This window comes from Mesorhizobium sp. B2-5-3, assembly GCF_006441005.1.
GTDB lineage: Bacteria > Pseudomonadota > Alphaproteobacteria > Rhizobiales > Rhizobiaceae > Mesorhizobium.
Map to the genome: position 1 here is coordinate 37497 of NZ_VFUS01000015.1, position 16454 is coordinate 53950.

20 protein-coding genes are annotated in these 16454 nt (G+C 61.9%); 11 read left to right on the top strand and 9 right to left on the bottom strand.

Annotated features, from left to right (window positions below; all coding sequences use genetic code 11):
• Positions 1-41: 41 nt before the first annotated feature.
• The 5 genes from FJ867_RS25650 to hslV all read right to left on the bottom strand — a co-directional run bounded on the left by FJ867_RS25650 (position 42) and on the right by hslV (position 4241).
• Positions 42-1001 carry a DUF1402 family protein gene (locus tag FJ867_RS25650; RefSeq protein ID WP_140658378.1) on the bottom strand — a complete coding sequence of 320 codons (960 nt, stop codon included), beginning with the start codon at positions 999-1001 and terminating at the stop codon, positions 42-44.
• A gap of 163 nt (positions 1002-1164) precedes the next feature.
• Complete coding sequence (hslU, locus tag FJ867_RS25655) at positions 1165-2475, bottom strand: ATP-dependent protease ATPase subunit HslU (RefSeq protein ID WP_140491221.1); 1311 nt, start codon at positions 2473-2475, stop codon at positions 1165-1167.
• A 4-nt stretch (positions 2476-2479) separates the two neighbouring features.
• On the bottom strand, positions 2480-3079 hold the full coding sequence (locus FJ867_RS25660) for a DUF2585 domain-containing protein (protein ID WP_140491219.1): 600 nt from the start codon (positions 3077-3079) through the stop codon (positions 2480-2482).
• Between the two features lie 3 nt (positions 3080-3082).
• Positions 3083-3616, bottom strand: coding sequence for a GNAT family N-acetyltransferase (locus FJ867_RS25665; protein WP_140491217.1), 534 nt, complete (start codon positions 3614-3616; stop codon positions 3083-3085).
• 73 nt (positions 3617-3689) lie between these two features.
• Complete coding sequence (hslV, locus tag FJ867_RS25670) at positions 3690-4241, bottom strand: ATP-dependent protease subunit HslV (RefSeq protein ID WP_140491215.1); 552 nt, start codon at positions 4239-4241, stop codon at positions 3690-3692.
• 212 nt (positions 4242-4453) lie between these two features.
• Between hslV and hisB the strand changes: the two genes are divergently transcribed.
• The 10 genes from hisB (at position 4454) to FJ867_RS25720 (ending at position 11936) form a co-directional block, all read left to right on the top strand.
• On the top strand, positions 4454-5053 hold the full coding sequence (hisB, locus tag FJ867_RS25675) for an imidazoleglycerol-phosphate dehydratase HisB (RefSeq protein WP_140491213.1): 600 nt from the start codon (positions 4454-4456) through the stop codon (positions 5051-5053).
• 3 nt (positions 5054-5056) lie between these two features.
• Entirely contained in the window at positions 5057-5533 is a 477-nt protein-coding gene (locus FJ867_RS25680) for a DUF2628 domain-containing protein (protein ID WP_140491211.1), read from the top strand.
• 1 nt (position 5534) lies between these two features.
• Positions 5535-6185, top strand: coding sequence for an imidazole glycerol phosphate synthase subunit HisH (gene hisH / locus FJ867_RS25685; RefSeq protein ID WP_140491209.1), 651 nt, complete (start codon positions 5535-5537; stop codon positions 6183-6185).
• A 6-nt stretch (positions 6186-6191) separates the two neighbouring features.
• Entirely contained in the window at positions 6192-6482 is a 291-nt protein-coding gene (locus FJ867_RS25690; RefSeq protein ID WP_140524112.1) for a DUF1330 domain-containing protein, read from the top strand.
• Positions 6483-6486: 4 nt separating this feature from the next.
• Positions 6487-7236, top strand: coding sequence for a 1-(5-phosphoribosyl)-5-[(5-phosphoribosylamino)methylideneamino]imidazole-4-carboxamide isomerase (gene hisA, locus FJ867_RS25695; protein WP_140818916.1), 750 nt, complete (start codon positions 6487-6489; stop codon positions 7234-7236).
• Positions 7233-8069 carry an arginase family protein gene (locus FJ867_RS25700; protein WP_140658370.1) on the top strand — a complete coding sequence of 279 codons (837 nt, stop codon included), beginning with the start codon at positions 7233-7235 and terminating at the stop codon, positions 8067-8069. Before hisA ends, FJ867_RS25700 begins: the two co-directional genes overlap by 4 nt.
• Positions 8066-8860, top strand: a complete 795-nt coding sequence (hisF, locus tag FJ867_RS25705; protein ID WP_181168448.1) for an imidazole glycerol phosphate synthase subunit HisF — start codon at positions 8066-8068, stop codon at positions 8858-8860. Before FJ867_RS25700 ends, hisF begins: the two co-directional genes overlap by 4 nt.
• A 33-nt stretch (positions 8861-8893) precedes the next feature.
• Complete coding sequence (locus tag FJ867_RS25710; RefSeq protein ID WP_140491199.1) at positions 8894-9217, top strand: phosphoribosyl-ATP diphosphatase; 324 nt, start codon at positions 8894-8896, stop codon at positions 9215-9217.
• A gap of 23 nt (positions 9218-9240) precedes the next feature.
• Positions 9241-10200, top strand: coding sequence for a type I pantothenate kinase (coaA, locus tag FJ867_RS25715; RefSeq protein ID WP_140491197.1), 960 nt, complete (start codon positions 9241-9243; stop codon positions 10198-10200).
• Between the two features lie 143 nt (positions 10201-10343).
• Positions 10344-11936 carry a hypothetical protein gene (locus FJ867_RS25720; protein WP_140671636.1) on the top strand — a complete coding sequence of 531 codons (1593 nt, stop codon included), beginning with the start codon at positions 10344-10346 and terminating at the stop codon, positions 11934-11936.
• On the opposite strand, the gene FJ867_RS25725 is transcribed toward FJ867_RS25720, so the two are convergent.
• The 4 genes from FJ867_RS25725 to FJ867_RS25740 all read right to left on the bottom strand — a co-directional run bounded on the left by FJ867_RS25725 (position 11930) and on the right by FJ867_RS25740 (position 15346).
• A complete protein-coding gene (locus FJ867_RS25725) occupies positions 11930-12547 on the bottom strand; it encodes an alpha-ketoglutarate-dependent dioxygenase AlkB (RefSeq protein ID WP_140818920.1) in 618 nt (205 codons plus the stop codon). The genes FJ867_RS25720 and FJ867_RS25725 overlap by 7 nt on opposite strands.
• A gap of 103 nt (positions 12548-12650) precedes the next feature.
• Positions 12651-13124, bottom strand: coding sequence for a peptidoglycan-binding protein LysM (gene lysM, locus FJ867_RS25730; protein WP_140818922.1), 474 nt, complete (start codon positions 13122-13124; stop codon positions 12651-12653).
• An 89-nt stretch (positions 13125-13213) separates the two neighbouring features.
• Positions 13214-13651 (bottom strand): alternative ribosome rescue aminoacyl-tRNA hydrolase ArfB, encoded by a 438-nt coding sequence (gene arfB / locus FJ867_RS25735; RefSeq protein WP_140491189.1) that lies wholly within the window; start codon positions 13649-13651, stop codon positions 13214-13216.
• Positions 13652-13735: 84 nt separating this feature from the next.
• Positions 13736-15346, bottom strand: coding sequence for a phosphoenolpyruvate carboxykinase (locus tag FJ867_RS25740; protein ID WP_140818924.1), 1611 nt, complete (start codon positions 15344-15346; stop codon positions 13736-13738).
• A 342-nt stretch (positions 15347-15688) separates the two neighbouring features.
• Between FJ867_RS25740 and FJ867_RS25745 the strand changes: the two genes are divergently transcribed.
• Positions 15689-16390 (top strand): response regulator transcription factor, encoded by a 702-nt coding sequence (locus FJ867_RS25745; protein ID WP_010912942.1) that lies wholly within the window; start codon positions 15689-15691, stop codon positions 16388-16390.
• The last annotated feature ends 64 nt before the right edge of the window (positions 16391-16454 follow it).

A 16454-nucleotide genomic window follows, 5' to 3' on the forward strand; every position in this document is an offset into this window, starting at 1 on the left:
GCGCAGGCGTTGGCAAATTAACGTCAGCGCGCCTGAGCTCCCTAAAACAGCGCCTTCAGCTCCGGTAGTTTGTCATTGACCAGCCAGCCGTAATAATTCTCTTCCGGTAGCTTCAGCGGCTCGCCGGCGGCGCTGCGCTTGTCGTTCTCCGCCTTCAGCGCATAGGCGCGCTGCTCGGGATTGCCGACATTGTAGAGCGTGGCGGTCAGGCCCGGATTGCCCGAAATGTCGAAGCCGGCGATGCTCTTATAGGCGTCGATCGATTTCCGGATCGTCGCGGCGACGTAGGGCAGCGTCAGGTCGGGATCCATGATGGTCTTGTAGACCGCATTGGGATCGCCGACGTCGAGCTTGGGCAGGCCGGAAACCTTGTGCACGAGATCGCTCATCTGGAGCGCGGTCAGCGGATTGAGCTGGCCGAGACCAAAGGTCTGGCCGGCATAGTAGGGCTGGAAGAAAGTGGCGCCGAAACGGTCGTTGGGGAAATCCTCGCCGCCCACCGTCTTTCCGCGGAACGAACGGTTCCACACCTGCTCGCGGCATTCCCACAAATCGTAACTGTCGGACATTCCGGCGCATTTCCTGAATTCCGGCCGCTGCACGAAATCCGTAATGTCCTCGCCGTCATAGGCGAAGGACAGCTTGCTGGAGAGATAGGAGATCGCCTTGACGTAGTAGGTCTGCAGCCGGTCGTAGGCGTCGACATTGTAGGTGTGCTCGCCGACGATGGCGCCGACAATGTGCATTGGATCGATGCCGTAGACGCTTGCCGCCTTCTTGATCTTGCCGCGCAGGTCGGCGTCGTTCTGCAGCAGCGCATAGACCTTGCGGTATTTTGCCTGGAACGTGGTGTTGGTGGCCTGCGTGCGCCGGCTCGAGGCTCCCGGAATGCTGGGCTGCTCGGCATTGCGGTTTCCCGGCGGCACCAGGGTTGCCGCGTCGGCGCCGAACAGCGTTGCCGCCAGCGTCAAGCCGAGAATGACTGGGATGAGTTTTTTCATGCGCCCCGCCGCCTAGAGAATTGCCGCGCAAACTAGGTAAAGCTCCTGGTCGAGTCGAGAGCGGCCCTGCGCTCGGCAGAACGAAAGGTGGCCGAATGATACCATCCGGCCACACATGATCCATTCGCCCGACAGGCGCCGGAACGATCCGGCGCGCGCCTGCTCAAAGAATGAAGCGCGACAGATCGGTGTTCCTCGACAAGTCGCCGACATGTTTCTCCACATAGGCGGCGTCGATGGTCACCGCAGTGCCGTTGCGGTCCGGCGCGTCGTAGGAGATCTCGTCCAGCACGCGCTCCATCACCGTCTGCAAACGCCTCGCGCCGATGTTCTCGACGCTGGCGTTGAGGTCGACGGCGATGCCGGCCAGCGAATCGATGGCGTCGTCGGTGAAGTTCAGGTCGACGCCTTCGGTCTTCATCAGCGCGATATACTGCTTGATGAGGCTCGCTTCCGTCTCGGTCAGGATGCGGACGAAGTCCTCTTTCTCCAGCGCGCGCAATTCGACGCGGATCGGCAGGCGGCCCTGCAGCTCCGGCAAGAGGTCGGACGGCTTCGAGACGTGGAACGCACCCGATGCGATGAACAGGATGTGATCCGTCTTCAACGGCCCATATTTGGTCGCCACCGTGGTGCCTTCGACCAGCGGCAGCAAGTCGCGCTGCACGCCTTCGCGCGAAGGGCCGCCGGAGATGTCCGACCGGGCCGCAATCTTGTCGATCTCGTCGAGGAAGACGATGCCGTCATTTTCCGCGGCGTCCAGCGCCCGGCGCACCACCTCGTCCTGGTCGAGCAGCTTGTCGGACTCATCGTTGACCAGCAGGTCGTAGGATTCCTTCACCGTCGTCTTGCGCAATTTGGTCTTCTTGCCGCCCATTGCCTTGGACAGCATGTCGTTGATATTGAGCACGCCGATATTGGCGCCCGGCATGCCGGGAATCTCGAAGCCGGGCATGCCGCCATTGCCGGTGTCGGCCACTTCGATCTCGATCTCCTTGTCGTCGAGTTCGCCCTCGCGCAGCTTCTTGCGGAAAGAATCGCGTGTGGCAGGGCTGGCGGTCTTGCCGACCAGCGCTTCCAGCACGCGTTCCTCGGCGTTGACATGGGCGCGCGCCTTGACGTCCTCACGCATCTTCTCGCGCACCAGGCCGATGGCGACCTCGACGAGGTCGCGCACGATCTGCTCGACATCGCGGCCGACATAGCCGACCTCGGTGAATTTGGTCGCCTCGACCTTGACGAAGGGCGCACCGGCCAGCCGCGCCAGGCGGCGCGAGATCTCGGTCTTGCCGACGCCGGTCGGCCCGATCATGAGGATGTTCTTCGGCATCACCTCTTCGCGCATCTGCCCCTCCAGCTGCTGGCGCCGCCAGCGGTTGCGCAAGGCGATGGCCACGGCACGCTTGGCGTCCTTCTGGCCGATGATGAAGCGGTCGAGTTCCGAAACGATTTCGCGGGGAGAAAATGTGCTCATATCACTAAATTCCACTTTGCCACTGCTTGATGGCCTCGAACGGATGCAGCAGCATGATCACGTTGAGTGTCAGATTGTCCCGAATAAGGTAGCCCGTACCCAGTTCGAAAAGGATGGCGAGGCTGACGATCACCCATATAGGTAGCCTTCGCGCCATCACAAATCCCAGCACCATGGCCAGCGTGTCCGACACCGAATTGATGATGCTGTCGCCGTAATAGTCGAGCGAGATGGTGCCGGCGCGGTAGCGCTCTATGATGAACGGGCTGTTCTCGATCAGCTCCCAGCCGCCTTCTATGAAGACGGCGAAAGCCAGCCGCAAGCCGACCGGCGAACGCGGAAACAGGAACCTGGCCAGCGCATAGAACAGGAAGCCGTGGATGATGTGCGAGAACGTGTACCAGTCCGATATATGCTGGGAATTCTCGGAACTGTTCACCACGCCGTGCCAGAGCTTGACATAGCCGCAGGTGCAGATCGGCGGATGCCCCATGCCATAGAGGGCTCCAGCCTGGAAGATGACCAGGGCGAGCACGAGCAGAAGCCCCATCCGCCAGCTGTCTTCATACGCCGAGAGCGTTCTGTCCTCGCCAACTGCGTTCATCCGTCAGTTCCCCGCTTCCGTGTCGCCCGCTTGCGTCTCGTGCGCATCGATTGCCATCAGCACGACATCACCATATCTGGATTGCCGGCGATCAATTGCGCGGAATCCCGCCTTTTCATAGGCGCGGATGGCGCGGCCATTGGATGGGTCGGGATCGATGATGACGCGCGGCACGCCTTCCTCGAACAACTGCTCGACGAACTGGCGCACCATCGCCGAGCCATGGCCGATGCCGACCAGTTCCGGCCGGCCGATCGACAGGTCGATGCCGAGCGTCCCGAACGGCTGGTCGGCATAAGGGTGGTCTTCTTCCAGGTGTGGATCGTAGCTTTGCAGGTAAGCGATCGGCGTGCCGTCGAGTTCCACGATCAGCGGCTCGACGGAAATCGAATCGATATGATCGCGAATCTCGGCGATTTCCGTCTCTGGATCGTCCCACCACTGAGCGACATGCGGTTCGGCGAGCCAGCCGGCGATCATCGGCAGGTCCTTCTGGGTCACCGGTCGAAAATCGTAGCTATGTTCGTGTCTTTCCATGATCTTCTCCGAAGCCGCCTCCATTTTTCGCTTGCGCGGTCTTTCGGATCGGGATCATGGACGCCGGCCTGTTTCAGGCGGCATTGAGTGTTTCGACGACGAAATTGTTGTTGGTGTAGACGCAGATGTCGGAGGCGATCTGCATCGCCTTGCGCGCGATCTCCTCGGCATCCTTGTCGCTGTCCATCAAGGCGCGGGCCGCAGCCAGCGCATAGTTGCCGCCTGAACCGATGGCCATGACGCCATGCTCGGGCTCGAGCACGTCGCCGGTGCCGGTCAGCGCCAGCGAGACCGACTTGTCGGCCACCAGCATCATCGCTTCCAGCCGGCGCAGATAGCGGTCGGTGCGCCAGTCCTTGGCGAGTTCGACACAGGCGCGCGTCAACTGGTCGGGATATTGTTCGAGCTTGGCTTCGAGCCGCTCCAGAAGCGTGAAGGCGTCCGCCGTGGCACCGGCGAAACCGGCGATCACGTTGCCATCCTTGCCGATGCGGCGCACCTTTCTCGCGTTGCCCTTCATGATGGTCTGGCCAAGGCTGACCTGGCCATCGCCGGCGATCACCACCTTGTTGCCCTTGCGCACCGTCACGATGGTCGTGGCGTGCATGGTCAGTTCATTGGACATTTGCTGCTCCGATTCGCGCCATCCCTCAAAAGGCGATCGGCGCGTACGAGTGACTTTGATCAGCCCATATGTATGCATGGGGGCGGTGATTGCAAACGCTCGATACCGGCCTGGATCGCAACTGGCAATCGCCGGATCATGCTGCTAGAAGGCTTTCGTTTTCAAGCAGGCGAACGCCTGAAGCGCTTAAACTCACGGACAAGGACAAGGCCATGTCGCCCCGTTCCGCCGAAATCAGCCGCAAGACCAGGGAAACCGACATTGCCGTGTCGGTCCATGTCGACGGCTCCGGCAAATCGGACATCGTGACCGGCGTCGGCTTCTTCGATCATATGCTCGACCAGCTTTCGCGCCATTCGCTGATCGACATGACCGTTCGGGCCAAGGGCGACCTGCACATAGACGACCACCACACGGTCGAGGACACCGGCATCGCGCTCGGCCAGGCGCTGGCCAAGGCGCTGGGCGAGCGGCGCGGCATCATGCGCTATGCCTCGATCGATCTTGCCATGGACGAGACGCTGACGCGCGCGGCGATCGATGTCTCCGGCCGTCCCTTCCTGGTGTGGAACGTTTCGTTTTCCTCGCCCAAGATCGGCACCTTCGACACCGAGCTGGTGCGCGAATTCTTCCAGGCGCTGGCACAGAACGCCGGCATCACGCTGCATGTCACCAATCACTATGGCGCCAACAACCACCACATCGCCGAAACCTGCTTCAAGGCGGTGGCGCGTGCGCTGCGGACAGCACTGGAGCGCGATCCGCGCCAGCCGGACGCGGTTCCCTCCACCAAGGGATCGTTGAAGGGATAGGTCATGGCCAGCTATGTCGTGATGGAACCGCCGGCCCCTGGCGAAAAGGCCGATGCGACGGCGCTTGTCCGCGACGGCTTCACCTGGCTCGGCCTGCTGGTGCCGCCGCTGTGGTTCGCCTGGCATCGGCTGTGGATCGAAGCGGCACTCACCTTCATTGTCATGGCGGTGCTTTCGATGCTTGGCGAAAGGCTCGGTCTCGGGTTGGCCGGTTCGCTGCTGTCCCTGCTTGTCTCGCTCTATGTCGGCTTGGAAGGGCAGGCGCTGCGCATCGCGGCGCTCCGCCGCCGCGGCTGGCGCGAATGCGGGGTGGTCGAAGCCGGTTGGCTCGACGATGCCGATGCGCGCTTTGCCCTGGAGGCCGAGCGGCATGCGGATGAAGCCGAGCCTGCGCCGCGCATGGTGCCGGACGCCGCCCTGGCGCGCCCGGCGCAGCCGGGCATGGCGCTGGGGCTGACCCACATTCCGGGAAGGCGCTGACATGCGCGTTGCGATCATCGATTACGGCTCGGGCAATTTGCGCTCGGCCACCAAAGCCTTCGAGCGCGCGGCGCGCGAGGCGGGCATCGCCGCCGGCATCGACCTGACCGCCGACGCCGAGCGGGTGCGCACGGCCGACCGCATCGTGCTGCCCGGCGTCGGCGCCTATGCCGATTGCGCGGCCGGCCTGCGTGCCGTCCCCGGCATGTGGGAAGCTGTCGAGGAAGTCGCCATCGCCAAGGGGCGTCCTTTCCTCGGCATCTGCGTCGGCATGCAGCTGATGTCGCAGCGCGGCCTCGAAAAGACGATCACCGATGGCTTTGGCTGGATATCAGGTGACGTGAAGGAGATCACGCCGGCCGATCCGGCACTGAAGATCCCGCAGATCGGCTGGAACACGATCGAGCTGATGCGCAAGCATCCGCTGTTCTCCGGCGTTCCAACCGGGCCAACCGGCCTGCACGCCTATTTCGTCCATTCCTATCATCTCGATGCGCGCAAGCCCGACGAGGTGCTGGCGATCGCCGACTATGGCGGCCCGGTAACGGCGACCGTCGCCCGCGACAATCTCGTCGGCACGCAGTTCCACCCAGAGAAGAGCCAGGCACTGGGCCTCGCCCTGATCACCAATTTCCTGCGCTGGAGGCCTTGAGGAGCCATGAGCAAGAAGGGCTATTGGATGGCGATGATCGATGTTCGCGATCCCGATCTGTACAAGCGGTATATCGAGGCGAATGCCGTTGCCTTCGCCAAGTACGGCGCGAAATTCGTCGTGCGGGCGGGACGCCACGAGAGCCCGGAAGGGCCAACCGGCAACCGCCACGTCCTGGTCGAGTTCGAATCCTACGCCAGGGCGGTCGAATGCTATCATTCGCCGGAATATCAGCAGGCCTCTAAATTCCGGCTTGCCGCCTCGACCGGCCATTTTGTCATTGTCGAAGGCGCCTGAGAAAATGATCCTGTTTCCGGCAATCGACCTCAAGGACGGCCAGTGCGTGCGCCTCAGGCACGGCGACATGGCGACCGCGACCATCTACAACGACGACCCGGCCGCCCAGGCAAAGGCCTTTGAAGAGCAGGGCTTCGAATGGCTGCATGTCGTCGACCTCAATGGCGCCTTCCAGGGTCAGAGCGTCAACAGCGCCGCGGTCGGCGCCATCCTCAAGGCGACCAAGAACCCGGTGCAGCTCGGCGGCGGCATCCGCACGCTCGAGCAGATCGAGGATTGGCTCGACCGAGGGCTGGCCCGCGTCATCCTCGGCACGGTTGCGGTGCGCGATCCCGACCTGGTCAGGCAGGCCTGCAAGGCCTTTCCGGGCAAGGTCGCCGTCGGCATCGACGCCAAGGGCGGCAAGGTGGCGGTCGAGGGCTGGGCCGAGGCGTCGAGCCTCGGCGTCGTCGAGCTAGCCAGGAAATTCGAAGGCGCCGGTGTCGCCGCCGTCATCTACACCGATATCGACCGCGATGGCGTGCTGACCGGCATCAACTGGGATGCCACGATCAGCCTCGCCGACGCCGTGTCGATCCCGGTCATCGCCTCTGGCGGCCTCGCCTCGATCGCCGACATCGTGCGCATGACCATGCCCGACGCGCAAAAGCTCGAAGGCGCGATCTCCGGCCGCGCCCTTTACGACGGCCGCATCGATCCGGCCGAAGCATTGGCGATCCTGAAAGGCGCGCCCCCGGTGGAGATGCGATCTTGAAAGTCTCGATCATCCTGGCCTCCTATGACAGCGGCCATTATCATGGCGGCATGGGGCAGGGGCCCGACGCGCTGATTGCGGGCGGACTGGTCGAAGCCTTGACCATGGCCGGCCACGATGTCGCGGTCGAGGACATCGGCAAGGTCGGCGATGCCCAGGAGCGTGAGATCGCCACCGGTTTCGCTGTCTGCAATGCCGTTTCGGGCGAGGTCCGCATTGCCCGCGACAGGGGACGCTTTCCCATCGTGCTGGCCGGAAACTGCCTGACATCAGCCGGCGCGGTCGCCGGCGAAGGCGCCGACGCGATCATCTGGGCCGACCAGCACGGCGACCTCAACACGCCCGACACATCCATATACGGGTTTCTCGACGGCATGGCGCTGGCCACCATGCTTGGCCTGTGCTGGCGCCCGATGGCGGCGGCCATTCCCGGCTTCCAGCCGATCGATCCGTCGCGCTGCGTGCTCGTCAACGCTCGCGATCTCGACCCGGACGAGAAACAGCTTCTGGAGGCATTGCCGGTGATCCGCACGGAATGTCCGGGAGCGGCAGCGGCAACCGAAAAACTCAAGGTCGCCGGCGCTAAACGCGTGCACTTGCATCTCGATCTCGACGTGCACGACCCTGAGGCGCTGCAGGCCAACCGCTATGTAGCGCCGGGCGGGCCGAACCCGGAACAATTGCGCGACGCGACCTGCGCTATGGCGCTTGCGGTGCCGATCGTCGGCATCACCGTTTCCGCCTACGATCCGGCTTTCGATGCGCAGGCCGATGTGCCGCCGCTGGTCGGGCAGCTGCTCAACGATCTCATAGCCACGATAGAAGGCCGCTGATGCTGAAAGCCCGCGTCATCCCCTGTCTCGACGTCAAGGGCGGCCGCGTCGTCAAGGGGGTCAACTTCGTCGATCTCGTCGATGCCGGCGATCCTGTCGAGGCCGCCAAGGCCTATGACGCGGCCGGCGCCGACGAGCTTTGCTTCCTCGACATCACCGCGTCATCGGACAATCGCGAGACTATCTTCGATGTCGTCGCCCGCACGGCCGAGCAATGCTTCATGCCGCTCACCGTCGGCGGCGGGGTGCGCCAGGTCGCCGATATCCGGAAATTGCTCCTGGCCGGCGCCGACAAGGTGTCGATCAACACGGCGGCGGTCAAGAACCCGGATTTCGTTGCGGAAGCCGCCGACAAATTCGGCAACCAGTGCATCGTGGTCGCCATCGATGCCAAGAAAGTGTCGGGCGCCGGCGAGGCCGACCGCTGGGAGATCTTCACCCACGGCGGACGGGAAAAAACCGGCATGGATGCGGTCGAATTCGCCCGCAAAATGGTCGATCGCGGTGCCGGCGAGATCCTGTTGACCTCTATGGACCGCGACGGCACCAAGGCCGGTTATGACATCGCGCTGACCCGCGCGGTATCGGACGCGGTGCGCGCCCCGGTGATCGCTTCGGGCGGCGTCGGCACGCTCGACCATATGGTCGAAGGCATTCGCGACGGCCATGCAGGTGCCGTGCTGGCGGCCTCCATCTTCCATTTCGGTACCTATACGATCGCCGAGGCCAAGGCCCATATGGCGCAAGCCGGCCTGCCGATGCGGCTGGACTCCTCGGGCGATCGGCCCTAGAGGCTTGCGGCTAAGAAATAGGGCCAAGGCGCCATGACCGGGTTTTCACTCTCCGATCTGGAGACAATCATCAGCGAACGCGCCCATTCCGGCGATCCGGACTCGTGGACCGCCAAGCTTTACGCGCGCGGCATCGAGAAGGCGGCGCAGAAGCTCGGCGAAGAGGCGGTCGAGACGGTGATTGCCGCCATCAAGGGCGACAAACACGCGCTCGTTTCGGAAAGTGCCGATCTTATATATCATTGGCTCGTCGTTCTCGGCATTTCGGGTGTGCCGCTGGACGACGTGCTTAAGGAGCTCGAAAGCCGCACCGGGCGTTCGGGTATCGCCGAGAAGGCGTCACGGTCCAAGCGCTGACCGCGAGGAGGGCAGGAATCTCGATGGATCAGCTCGCACCGACCGAGAAATATTCCCCCTTTCGTTTCTTCTCGGCCGAGCAATGGTCGCAATTCCGCGCCGACACGCCGCTGACGCTGAGCGAGGATGAATTCCGCCGCCTGCGGTCGCTGAACGATCCAATCGATCTCGAAGAGGTCAAGCGCATCTATCTGTCGCTGTCGCGGCTTCTGTCGGCGCATGTCGAGGCCAGCCAGCTGCTGTTCCGGCAGCGCCAGGCTTTCTTCAACGCCTCGGACGTGGTCAAGACGCCCTTCATCATCGGCATCGCCGGTTCGGTCGCGGTCGGCAAATCGACCACGGCGCGCGTACTGAAGGAGCTGCTCGCGCGCTGGCCGTCCAGCCCCAAGGTCGATCTCATCACCACCGACGGTTTCCTGCTGCCCAACGAGGTACTGCGCCGCGAAAACCTGATGGAGCGCAAGGGCTTTCCCGACAGCTACGACGTCGGCGCGCTGCTGCGCTTCCTCTCGGGCATCAAGTCGGCGCTGCCAGATATCCGCGCGCCGGTCTATTCGCACCTCACCTATGACGTCATCCCCGGCGAGTTCGTCACCATCGACCGGCCCGACATCCTGATCTTCGAGGGCATCAATGTGCTGCAGCCGGGCAAGCTGCCGCAGGACGGCAAGATCGTGCCTTTCCTGTCCGACTTCTTCGACTTCGCCATCTACATCGATGCCGACGAGAAGCTGATCCACGAATGGTACATTTCCCGCTTCATGCGGCTGCGCGAGACCGCTTTCCGCAATCCGGAATCGTTCTTCCATCGCTATTCGCAACTGTCGGAGGATTCGGCACGGGCGATTGCCGAAGGCCTGTGGACCAACATCAACCTGAAGAACCTGCGCGAAAACATCCTGCCGACACGCGCCCGCGCCGACTTGATCCTACGCAAAGGCGCCGACCACCTGGTCGAGGAAGTGGCGCTGCGCAAGCTTTAGCTGGCGCGATTAACGGCACTTTAGGCTATCCGAGCTAGTTTCCGATGCAATCTTAATGGGATCGCAAGCAGCTATGCCTCTGTCCCAGTTTCGATCATGACCTTTAATCTTTTGCGGAGGCTCGTCCTTTTAGAGGCAATCATATGAGCTTGTCGGGCGCAAGAACGTTCGATGCGATGGTCGCATCCCAGTACCGTATCGGCAGTCTGCGGCAATTCTCGCTCGTTGGACTGGTCGTCGTGATCTCCTTTTTCATGCCTTGGACAGCGGGTGACAACACCGATGTGAGTTGGATAATCATTATCTGCGAGAAGATTTTTTCTGGTCAGAAACTCTATGTCGACATTTTAGAAACCAACCCGCCTTTTTCGGTCGCTCTGTATATCGGACCAGTGTGGTTGTCCCATAGGTTGGGAATTTCGCCGGAATTGGTGATCGAATATTTCATCTATCTTATCTTCGTCGTTTCGATTTTGTTGTCGGCCCTTGTGATCGAGAAAGGCAGGATCTTTGTCGATCTCAGAACCCAGTGGGTCTATCCCATGCTCGCGGTTCTGCTTCTGATCATGCCAGGGAATATTTTCGGACAACGCGAGCATATCGGTATGATGCTGTTCATGCCGATGCTGTTCCTGATGATGTGGCGTTCCAACGATAGTCCAGGCCAGCATATACCATTTGCACTTGCATTCACCGTTGGGCTGGCGGCAAGCGTGTTGCTGCTCGTTAAGCCCCACTGGGCACTTGGCATCGCACTGCCTTATCTTGTCATCGCCTGGCGAAGGCGGTCGCTTCTGGCCTGCCTGACTGTTGAGAATATCGTCATAGGCGCGATCTGCACGGGGTATCTCGCCAGCGTACGAATATGGTTCCCAGAATTTCTTGATACATTCTTGCCTTTGCTGATGCGCTACTATGTCAGTCTGCGGGCCAACATAAATATTCTGTTGGCGCTGCCGACCTTTGCGGTGTTCGTCGTTTTTATAGCCTTCCAGATGCGGAAATCTGCTTGGCGAAGTGATGTGGCAATTGCGGTAACAAGTGGCGCAGGCTTCTTTGTCTCAATGGCATATCTTGGCAAATATTGGCCCAATCACCAGTATCCGTATCAGCTTGCGTTGCTGGTCGCGATGCTGTTGGCTGTTGCATCGCGACGGCAAAAAGTGCTCGCGCTTTCAGGAGAAGAAGCGGCCTCGGAGCGCGCCAATGCGAGACTTCATTCTAGCGCCGCCTTTGCTGTGGTTGTCGCTCTCACGGTAACGCACCACCAGTTTTACCAGATGCCGGAAAAGAGCCTGGTCGATGCAATCAAGGCCCGATACTCCTCGCCGTCCATTGTTCAGGTCAGTTCGGATCTTTCCGTCGGGAATCCGCTGGCGAGGATGGTCAATGGCCGTTGGCTTTCAGCCTACGCTCATGATTGGGTTGGCGCCCATGCGCTTTGGGGTTTGATGAAAGGCAACTATCACGGCGAAGACGAACGAATAGCGCGGCACGACCTCGACAACTATACGCTTTATGTCAACTCCTTGATCCGCGACAACAAGCCGGACATCATCCTTGTCGATCGCTTGGACAAGAAGAAATCCGTGTTGTCGTTGGCGGCGAATTATCCTCCAATATGGACTACCTGGATGCGTCAGAACGCTGACTTCCAGGCCTTGATGAGCAATTACGAAGAGATCGCGCTAGGAGACTACATCGAGGTCTATGCGCGGCGCAGCAGTGCTCACTGACCCCTCGTCACCCGCCGCAGCGTCAGATTGATCCTGCCGCCATTTTTCAGCAGCGCCGAGGTCGAGGGGTAGATGCGGTCGACGCCGTGAAAGCAGAGGCGTCCTTCGCCGCCGAGCACGACGACGTCGCCGCTCTTCAGCCGGAACGACCGGGTCGCCCCCTCGCGCGTCGTCTGGCCGACCCTGAACAGGCAGTCGTCGCCCAGCGAGACCGAGACGACGGGTGCTGAGAAATCCTCCTCGTCGCGGTCCTGATGCAGACCCATCTTCGCATCCGGCGCGTAGAAATTGACCAGGCATGCCTGCGGCGGATGCGGGTAGGCCGAGACCTCTCGCCACAACCGCATCAGCACATCCGGGATCGGCGGCCACGGCGTCCCTGTCACCGGGTGCGTCGGCTGGTAGCGATAGCCGCGTTCCTTGTCGGTGACCCAGCCGAGCGGGCCGCAATTGGTCATGCGCACGCTCATTTCCTTGCCGGTGCGCGGCATGGCCGGCACGAATAGCGGCGCCTGCTGGACGATGACTCTCACATCCTCCACCAGCGCCTCCTGCACGTCGCGGGACAGATAGGCCGGCATGTGGCGGACGCCCTTGGGCAGAACGAGCATGAGGTCGGTCGCTAGCTCCGTTTCGTCGGCTCGAGCATGCCATCTGAAAATGAAAACGGCGACCCGAAAGCCGCCGTTCCCGAAAAATTCGCGTCTCCCTTGATCAGGTGAGGTCTGGAATGCGCAGGACCTGCCCTGGATAGATCTTGTCGGGATGGGTCAGCATCGGCTTGTTGGCCTCGAAGATGACCGTGTTCTTGGCGCCCTTGCCCTTGCCATAGCTTTTCTCGGCGATCTTCCAGAGATTGTCGCCCTTCTGGACGGTGTAGAAGGTCGGTTCCTTGGCCGCGGCCGCCGTCGAACCGGAGGCCGGCGCGACCTGCAACTCGTCCGCCTGCACCTTGGAGACGCCTAGCGTGTTGCCGACGGCGATGACCGCCTTTTCGAAAACCGACTGGTCCTTGACCACGCCCTTCAGCACCGCCGTGTCGCCCTGGACGACGACCTGCACGCCGTCGGTACCGAGCTTGTGCGAATCGAGTTCTTTCTTGAGCGTATCGGCGCTGGGTGCCGCTTCCTCGTCACCGCCTATGCCGAGCTTTTTGCCGACGCTCTTGACGAAATCGAACATACCCATTTCCAGGTCTCCTTGCTGTGGCAATGAGTAAACCTTGCATCTGCAAAGCGAAATTGAAAGCGGGTTCACGCGCGCGATTGGTGTGTTGCTTAATCGTTCTCTACCCGGCCGCGCAGTTTCTTGATGGTGCCGCGTCCGGCCTTGCTCTTCAGCCGCCGTTCGACCGCGCCTTTCGACGGTCTCGTCTTCTTGCGCGGCGGCGGTGGCGGCTCGGCCGCCTTGGCGACCAGCGCCGTCAGCCGCGCCCGTGCATCCGCCCGGTTCTGCTCCTGCGTGCGGAAGCGTCCGGCCTCGATGACGATGACGCCGTCCTTGGTGGCGCGCTGGCCGGCAAGCCTGATCGTGCGTTCGCGCACGCGCTCCGACAGGCCGGGTGCGTTGCGTGCATCGAAGCGCAGCTGCACCGCCGTCGCCACCTTGTTGACGTTCTGCCCGCCGGGGCCGGAGGAGCGGATGAAATCCTCGTGCAGATCACCCGGATGGATCACGGCATCGTCGGCAATGATGATTGTGTCGTCGCTCGTCATGCCGCAGTCATGGCGCGGCGCACGAAAAAAGAAAAGGCCCGATCGGGACCGGGCCTTGCGAGGATGGCTGAGCCTGGCGGGCGATTATTCCGCCGCTTCCTGCATGTGCGGCGCCGCGCCGAGGACGGAGGCGTCGACATGGCTTTCGAACTTCTCGAAATTGATGGCGAACATGCCGACCAGCCTTGCCGCTTGTCGGTCATAAGCGGATTTGTCGGCCCAGGTCGATCGCGGGTCGAGGATGGCGGCGTCGACGCCCGGCACCGCCACCGGCACCTCGAAACCGAAATTGGCGTCGGTACGGAAACCGGTCGTCTTCAGAGAGCCGTCGAGTGCCGCGGCAAGCAGCGCGCGCGTCGCTTTGATCGGCATCCGCCTGCCTGTGCCGTAGGCGCCGCCAGTCCAGCCGGTGTTGACCAGCCAGCAATCGGCACCGTGCTGCGCGATCAGCTCGCGCAGCAGATTGCCATATTCCGAGGGATGGCGCGGCATGAACGGCGCGCCGAAACAGGTCGAGAACGTCGCTTCGGGCTCGGTCACGCCCTTCTCCGTTCCGGCCACCTTGGCCGTGTAGCCGGACAGGAAATGATACATCGCCTGCGCCGGGGTCAGCCGTGCGATCGGCGGCATCACGCCGAAAGCGTCGGCGGTCAGCATGATGATGTTCCGGGGATGGCCGGCGCGCCCCGTCTTGCTGGCATTGGGTATGAAGTCGAGCGGATAGGCGCAGCGCGTGTTCTCGGTGAGCCGGCCGTCGTCGAAATCCGGCACGCCATGGGCGTCGAGAACGACGTTCTCCAGCACCGTGCCGAAGCGCTGCGTGGTGGCGAAAATCTCAGGCTCCGCTTCCGCCGACAGCTTGATGGTCTTGGCATAGCAGCCGCCTTCGAAATTGAAGATGCCGTGCGGCCCCCAGCCGTGCTCGTCGTCGCCGATCAGCGTGCGCGACGGATCGGCCGACAGCGTCGTCTTGCCGGTGCCCGACAGGCCGAAGAAAATCGCGGCGTCGCCGCCAGGGCCCTCATTGGCCGAGCAGTGCATCGGCATCACGCCCTTGGCCGGCAGCAGGTAGTTCAGCATTGTGAACACCGATTTCTTCATCTCGCCGGCATAGGAAGTGCCGCCGATCAGGACGATCTTGCGGGTGAGGTCGACGGCGATCACGGTTTCGGTGCGGGTGCCGTGGCGGGCGGGGTCGGCGCGGAAGGAGGGCAGGTCGATGATCGTCATCTCGGGCACGAAATGGTCGAGCTCCGCAGCTTCCGGACGGATCAGCAGGTTGCGGATGAACAGCGAATGCCAGGCAAACTCGGTGATGACCCTGGTGGGCAGCTTCAGCTCATGGTCTGCGCCGCCGACAAGGTCCTGCACGTAGAGATCCTTGTCCGCGGCGTGCGCCCGGAACTCTTCGAGCAGCGTCTCGAACTGGTCCGGCGAGATCGCCTTGTTGTTGTCCCACCAGATGTCATTCTCGGTGGCGCCGTCGCGGACGACGAACTTGTCCTTGGGCGAACGGCCGGTGTGCTGGCCTGTTTCGGCGACCAGCGCGCCATGTGCGGTCAGCCGCGCTTCGCCGCGCCTGATTGATTCCTCGTAGAGGGCGGGCGCCCCGAAATTGTAGCGCACCAGGCCAGAGGTTCTGAGACCGATACGATCGATCGCGCAGGCAGGATTGCGTTTGCCGACTTCCGACATGGATGACCCTTCTCCGATTTGCGCATCTTTGCCGGCGCCTTTCCGGCACGCCCACTACGCGAGCTTAGATGGTCAGAACCAGAAAAGCCGAATGATATCAAATCATTAATCGATTTAAATATTTTGAAAGTTGTTTAAATCGTTTATATGTGCAAAAAGTTTCGTGGTTGCCCAAAGGATTGGCGGCGCTGGTTCGTCCAATCCATATCGAGGTGCGATCGTGGCCGCCGGCATGCCGCCCGTGACAGCGGCGAAGGCCTATGCCACATTTTGTACCTAATTTGTCCTGCAAAAGCCCCTTCTCTACCAAAGAAGGGACAGCTCATGAGGGAGCCGCTTGAAATGGCAACAATCGCGCTTGTCGATGACGACCGCAACATTCTGACCTCGGTGTCGATCGCCCTCGAATCGGAAGGCTATCGCGTCGAAACCTACACGGATGGTGCGTCCGCGCTGGAAGGCCTGGCGGCGCGCCCGCCGAATCTCGCCATCCTCGACATCAAGATGCCGCGCATGGACGGCATGGAACTCTTGCGCCGGATGCGCCAGAAATCCGACCTGCCGGTCATCTTCCTGACCTCCAAGGACGACGAGATCGACGAGCTGTTCGGCCTCAAGATGGGCGCCGACGACTTCATCCGCAAACCCTTCTCGCAGCGTTTGCTGGTCGAGCGGGTGCGCGCGGTGTTGCGTCGTGCCAGCGCCCGTGAGGCCGCGGCAAAAGCGCCCAGCCAGCAGGCGCGCTCGCTCGAGCGCGGCCAGCTCGTCATGGACCAGGAACGCCACACCTGCACCTGGAAGGGGGAACCGGTGACGCTCACCGTCACCGAATTCCTGATCCTGCATTCGCTGGCACAGCGCCCCGGCGTCGTAAAAAGTCGTGATGCGCTGATGGATTCGGCTTATGATGAGCAGGTCTATGTTGACGACCGTACCATCGACAGCCACATCAAGCGGCTGCGCAAGAAGTTCAAGGCCGTCGACGACGACTTCGAGATGATCGAAACCCTTTACGGAGTCGGATACCGGTTCCGCGAGGCGTGAATAGGCGGGTAGGCAATAGAGAATAGTCGGTAGTCAGTTTTGAATGGTGCGAGCGGCCACCCGT

What these genes read in the sequence shown, in the direction of transcription:
- FJ867_RS25650 (WP_140658378.1), bottom strand. Translation starts at nt 1,001, where the DNA reads ATGAAAAAACTCATCCCAGTCATTCTCGGCTTGACGCTGGCGGCAACG.
- hslU (WP_140491221.1), bottom strand. Translation starts at nt 2,475, where the DNA reads ATGAGCACATTTTCTCCCCGCGAAATCGTTTCGGAACTCGACCGCTTC.
- FJ867_RS25660 (WP_140491219.1), bottom strand. Translation starts at nt 3,079, where the DNA reads ATGAACGCAGTTGGCGAGGACAGAACGCTCTCGGCGTATGAAGACAGC.
- FJ867_RS25665 (WP_140491217.1), bottom strand. Translation starts at nt 3,616, where the DNA reads ATGGAAAGACACGAACATAGCTACGATTTTCGACCGGTGACCCAGAAG.
- hslV (WP_140491215.1), bottom strand. Translation starts at nt 4,241, where the DNA reads ATGTCCAATGAACTGACCATGCACGCCACGACCATCGTGACGGTGCGC.
- hisB (WP_140491213.1), top strand. Translation starts at nt 4,454, where the DNA reads ATGTCGCCCCGTTCCGCCGAAATCAGCCGCAAGACCAGGGAAACCGAC.
- FJ867_RS25680 (WP_140491211.1), top strand. Translation starts at nt 5,057, where the DNA reads ATGGCCAGCTATGTCGTGATGGAACCGCCGGCCCCTGGCGAAAAGGCC.
- hisH (WP_140491209.1), top strand. Translation starts at nt 5,535, where the DNA reads ATGCGCGTTGCGATCATCGATTACGGCTCGGGCAATTTGCGCTCGGCC.
- FJ867_RS25690 (WP_140524112.1), top strand. Translation starts at nt 6,192, where the DNA reads ATGAGCAAGAAGGGCTATTGGATGGCGATGATCGATGTTCGCGATCCC.
- hisA (WP_140818916.1), top strand. Translation starts at nt 6,487, where the DNA reads ATGATCCTGTTTCCGGCAATCGACCTCAAGGACGGCCAGTGCGTGCGC.
- FJ867_RS25710 (WP_140491199.1), top strand. Translation starts at nt 8,894, where the DNA reads ATGACCGGGTTTTCACTCTCCGATCTGGAGACAATCATCAGCGAACGC.
- coaA (WP_140491197.1), top strand. Translation starts at nt 9,241, where the DNA reads ATGGATCAGCTCGCACCGACCGAGAAATATTCCCCCTTTCGTTTCTTC.
- FJ867_RS25720 (WP_140671636.1), top strand. Translation starts at nt 10,344, where the DNA reads ATGAGCTTGTCGGGCGCAAGAACGTTCGATGCGATGGTCGCATCCCAG.
- FJ867_RS25725 (WP_140818920.1), bottom strand. Translation starts at nt 12,547, where the DNA reads ATGCTCGTTCTGCCCAAGGGCGTCCGCCACATGCCGGCCTATCTGTCC.
- lysM (WP_140818922.1), bottom strand. Translation starts at nt 13,124, where the DNA reads ATGGGTATGTTCGATTTCGTCAAGAGCGTCGGCAAAAAGCTCGGCATA.
- arfB (WP_140491189.1), bottom strand. Translation starts at nt 13,651, where the DNA reads ATGACGAGCGACGACACAATCATCATTGCCGACGATGCCGTGATCCAT.
- FJ867_RS25740 (WP_140818924.1), bottom strand. Translation starts at nt 15,346, where the DNA reads ATGTCGGAAGTCGGCAAACGCAATCCTGCCTGCGCGATCGATCGTATC.
- FJ867_RS25745 (WP_010912942.1), top strand. Translation starts at nt 15,689, where the DNA reads ATGGCAACAATCGCGCTTGTCGATGACGACCGCAACATTCTGACCTCG.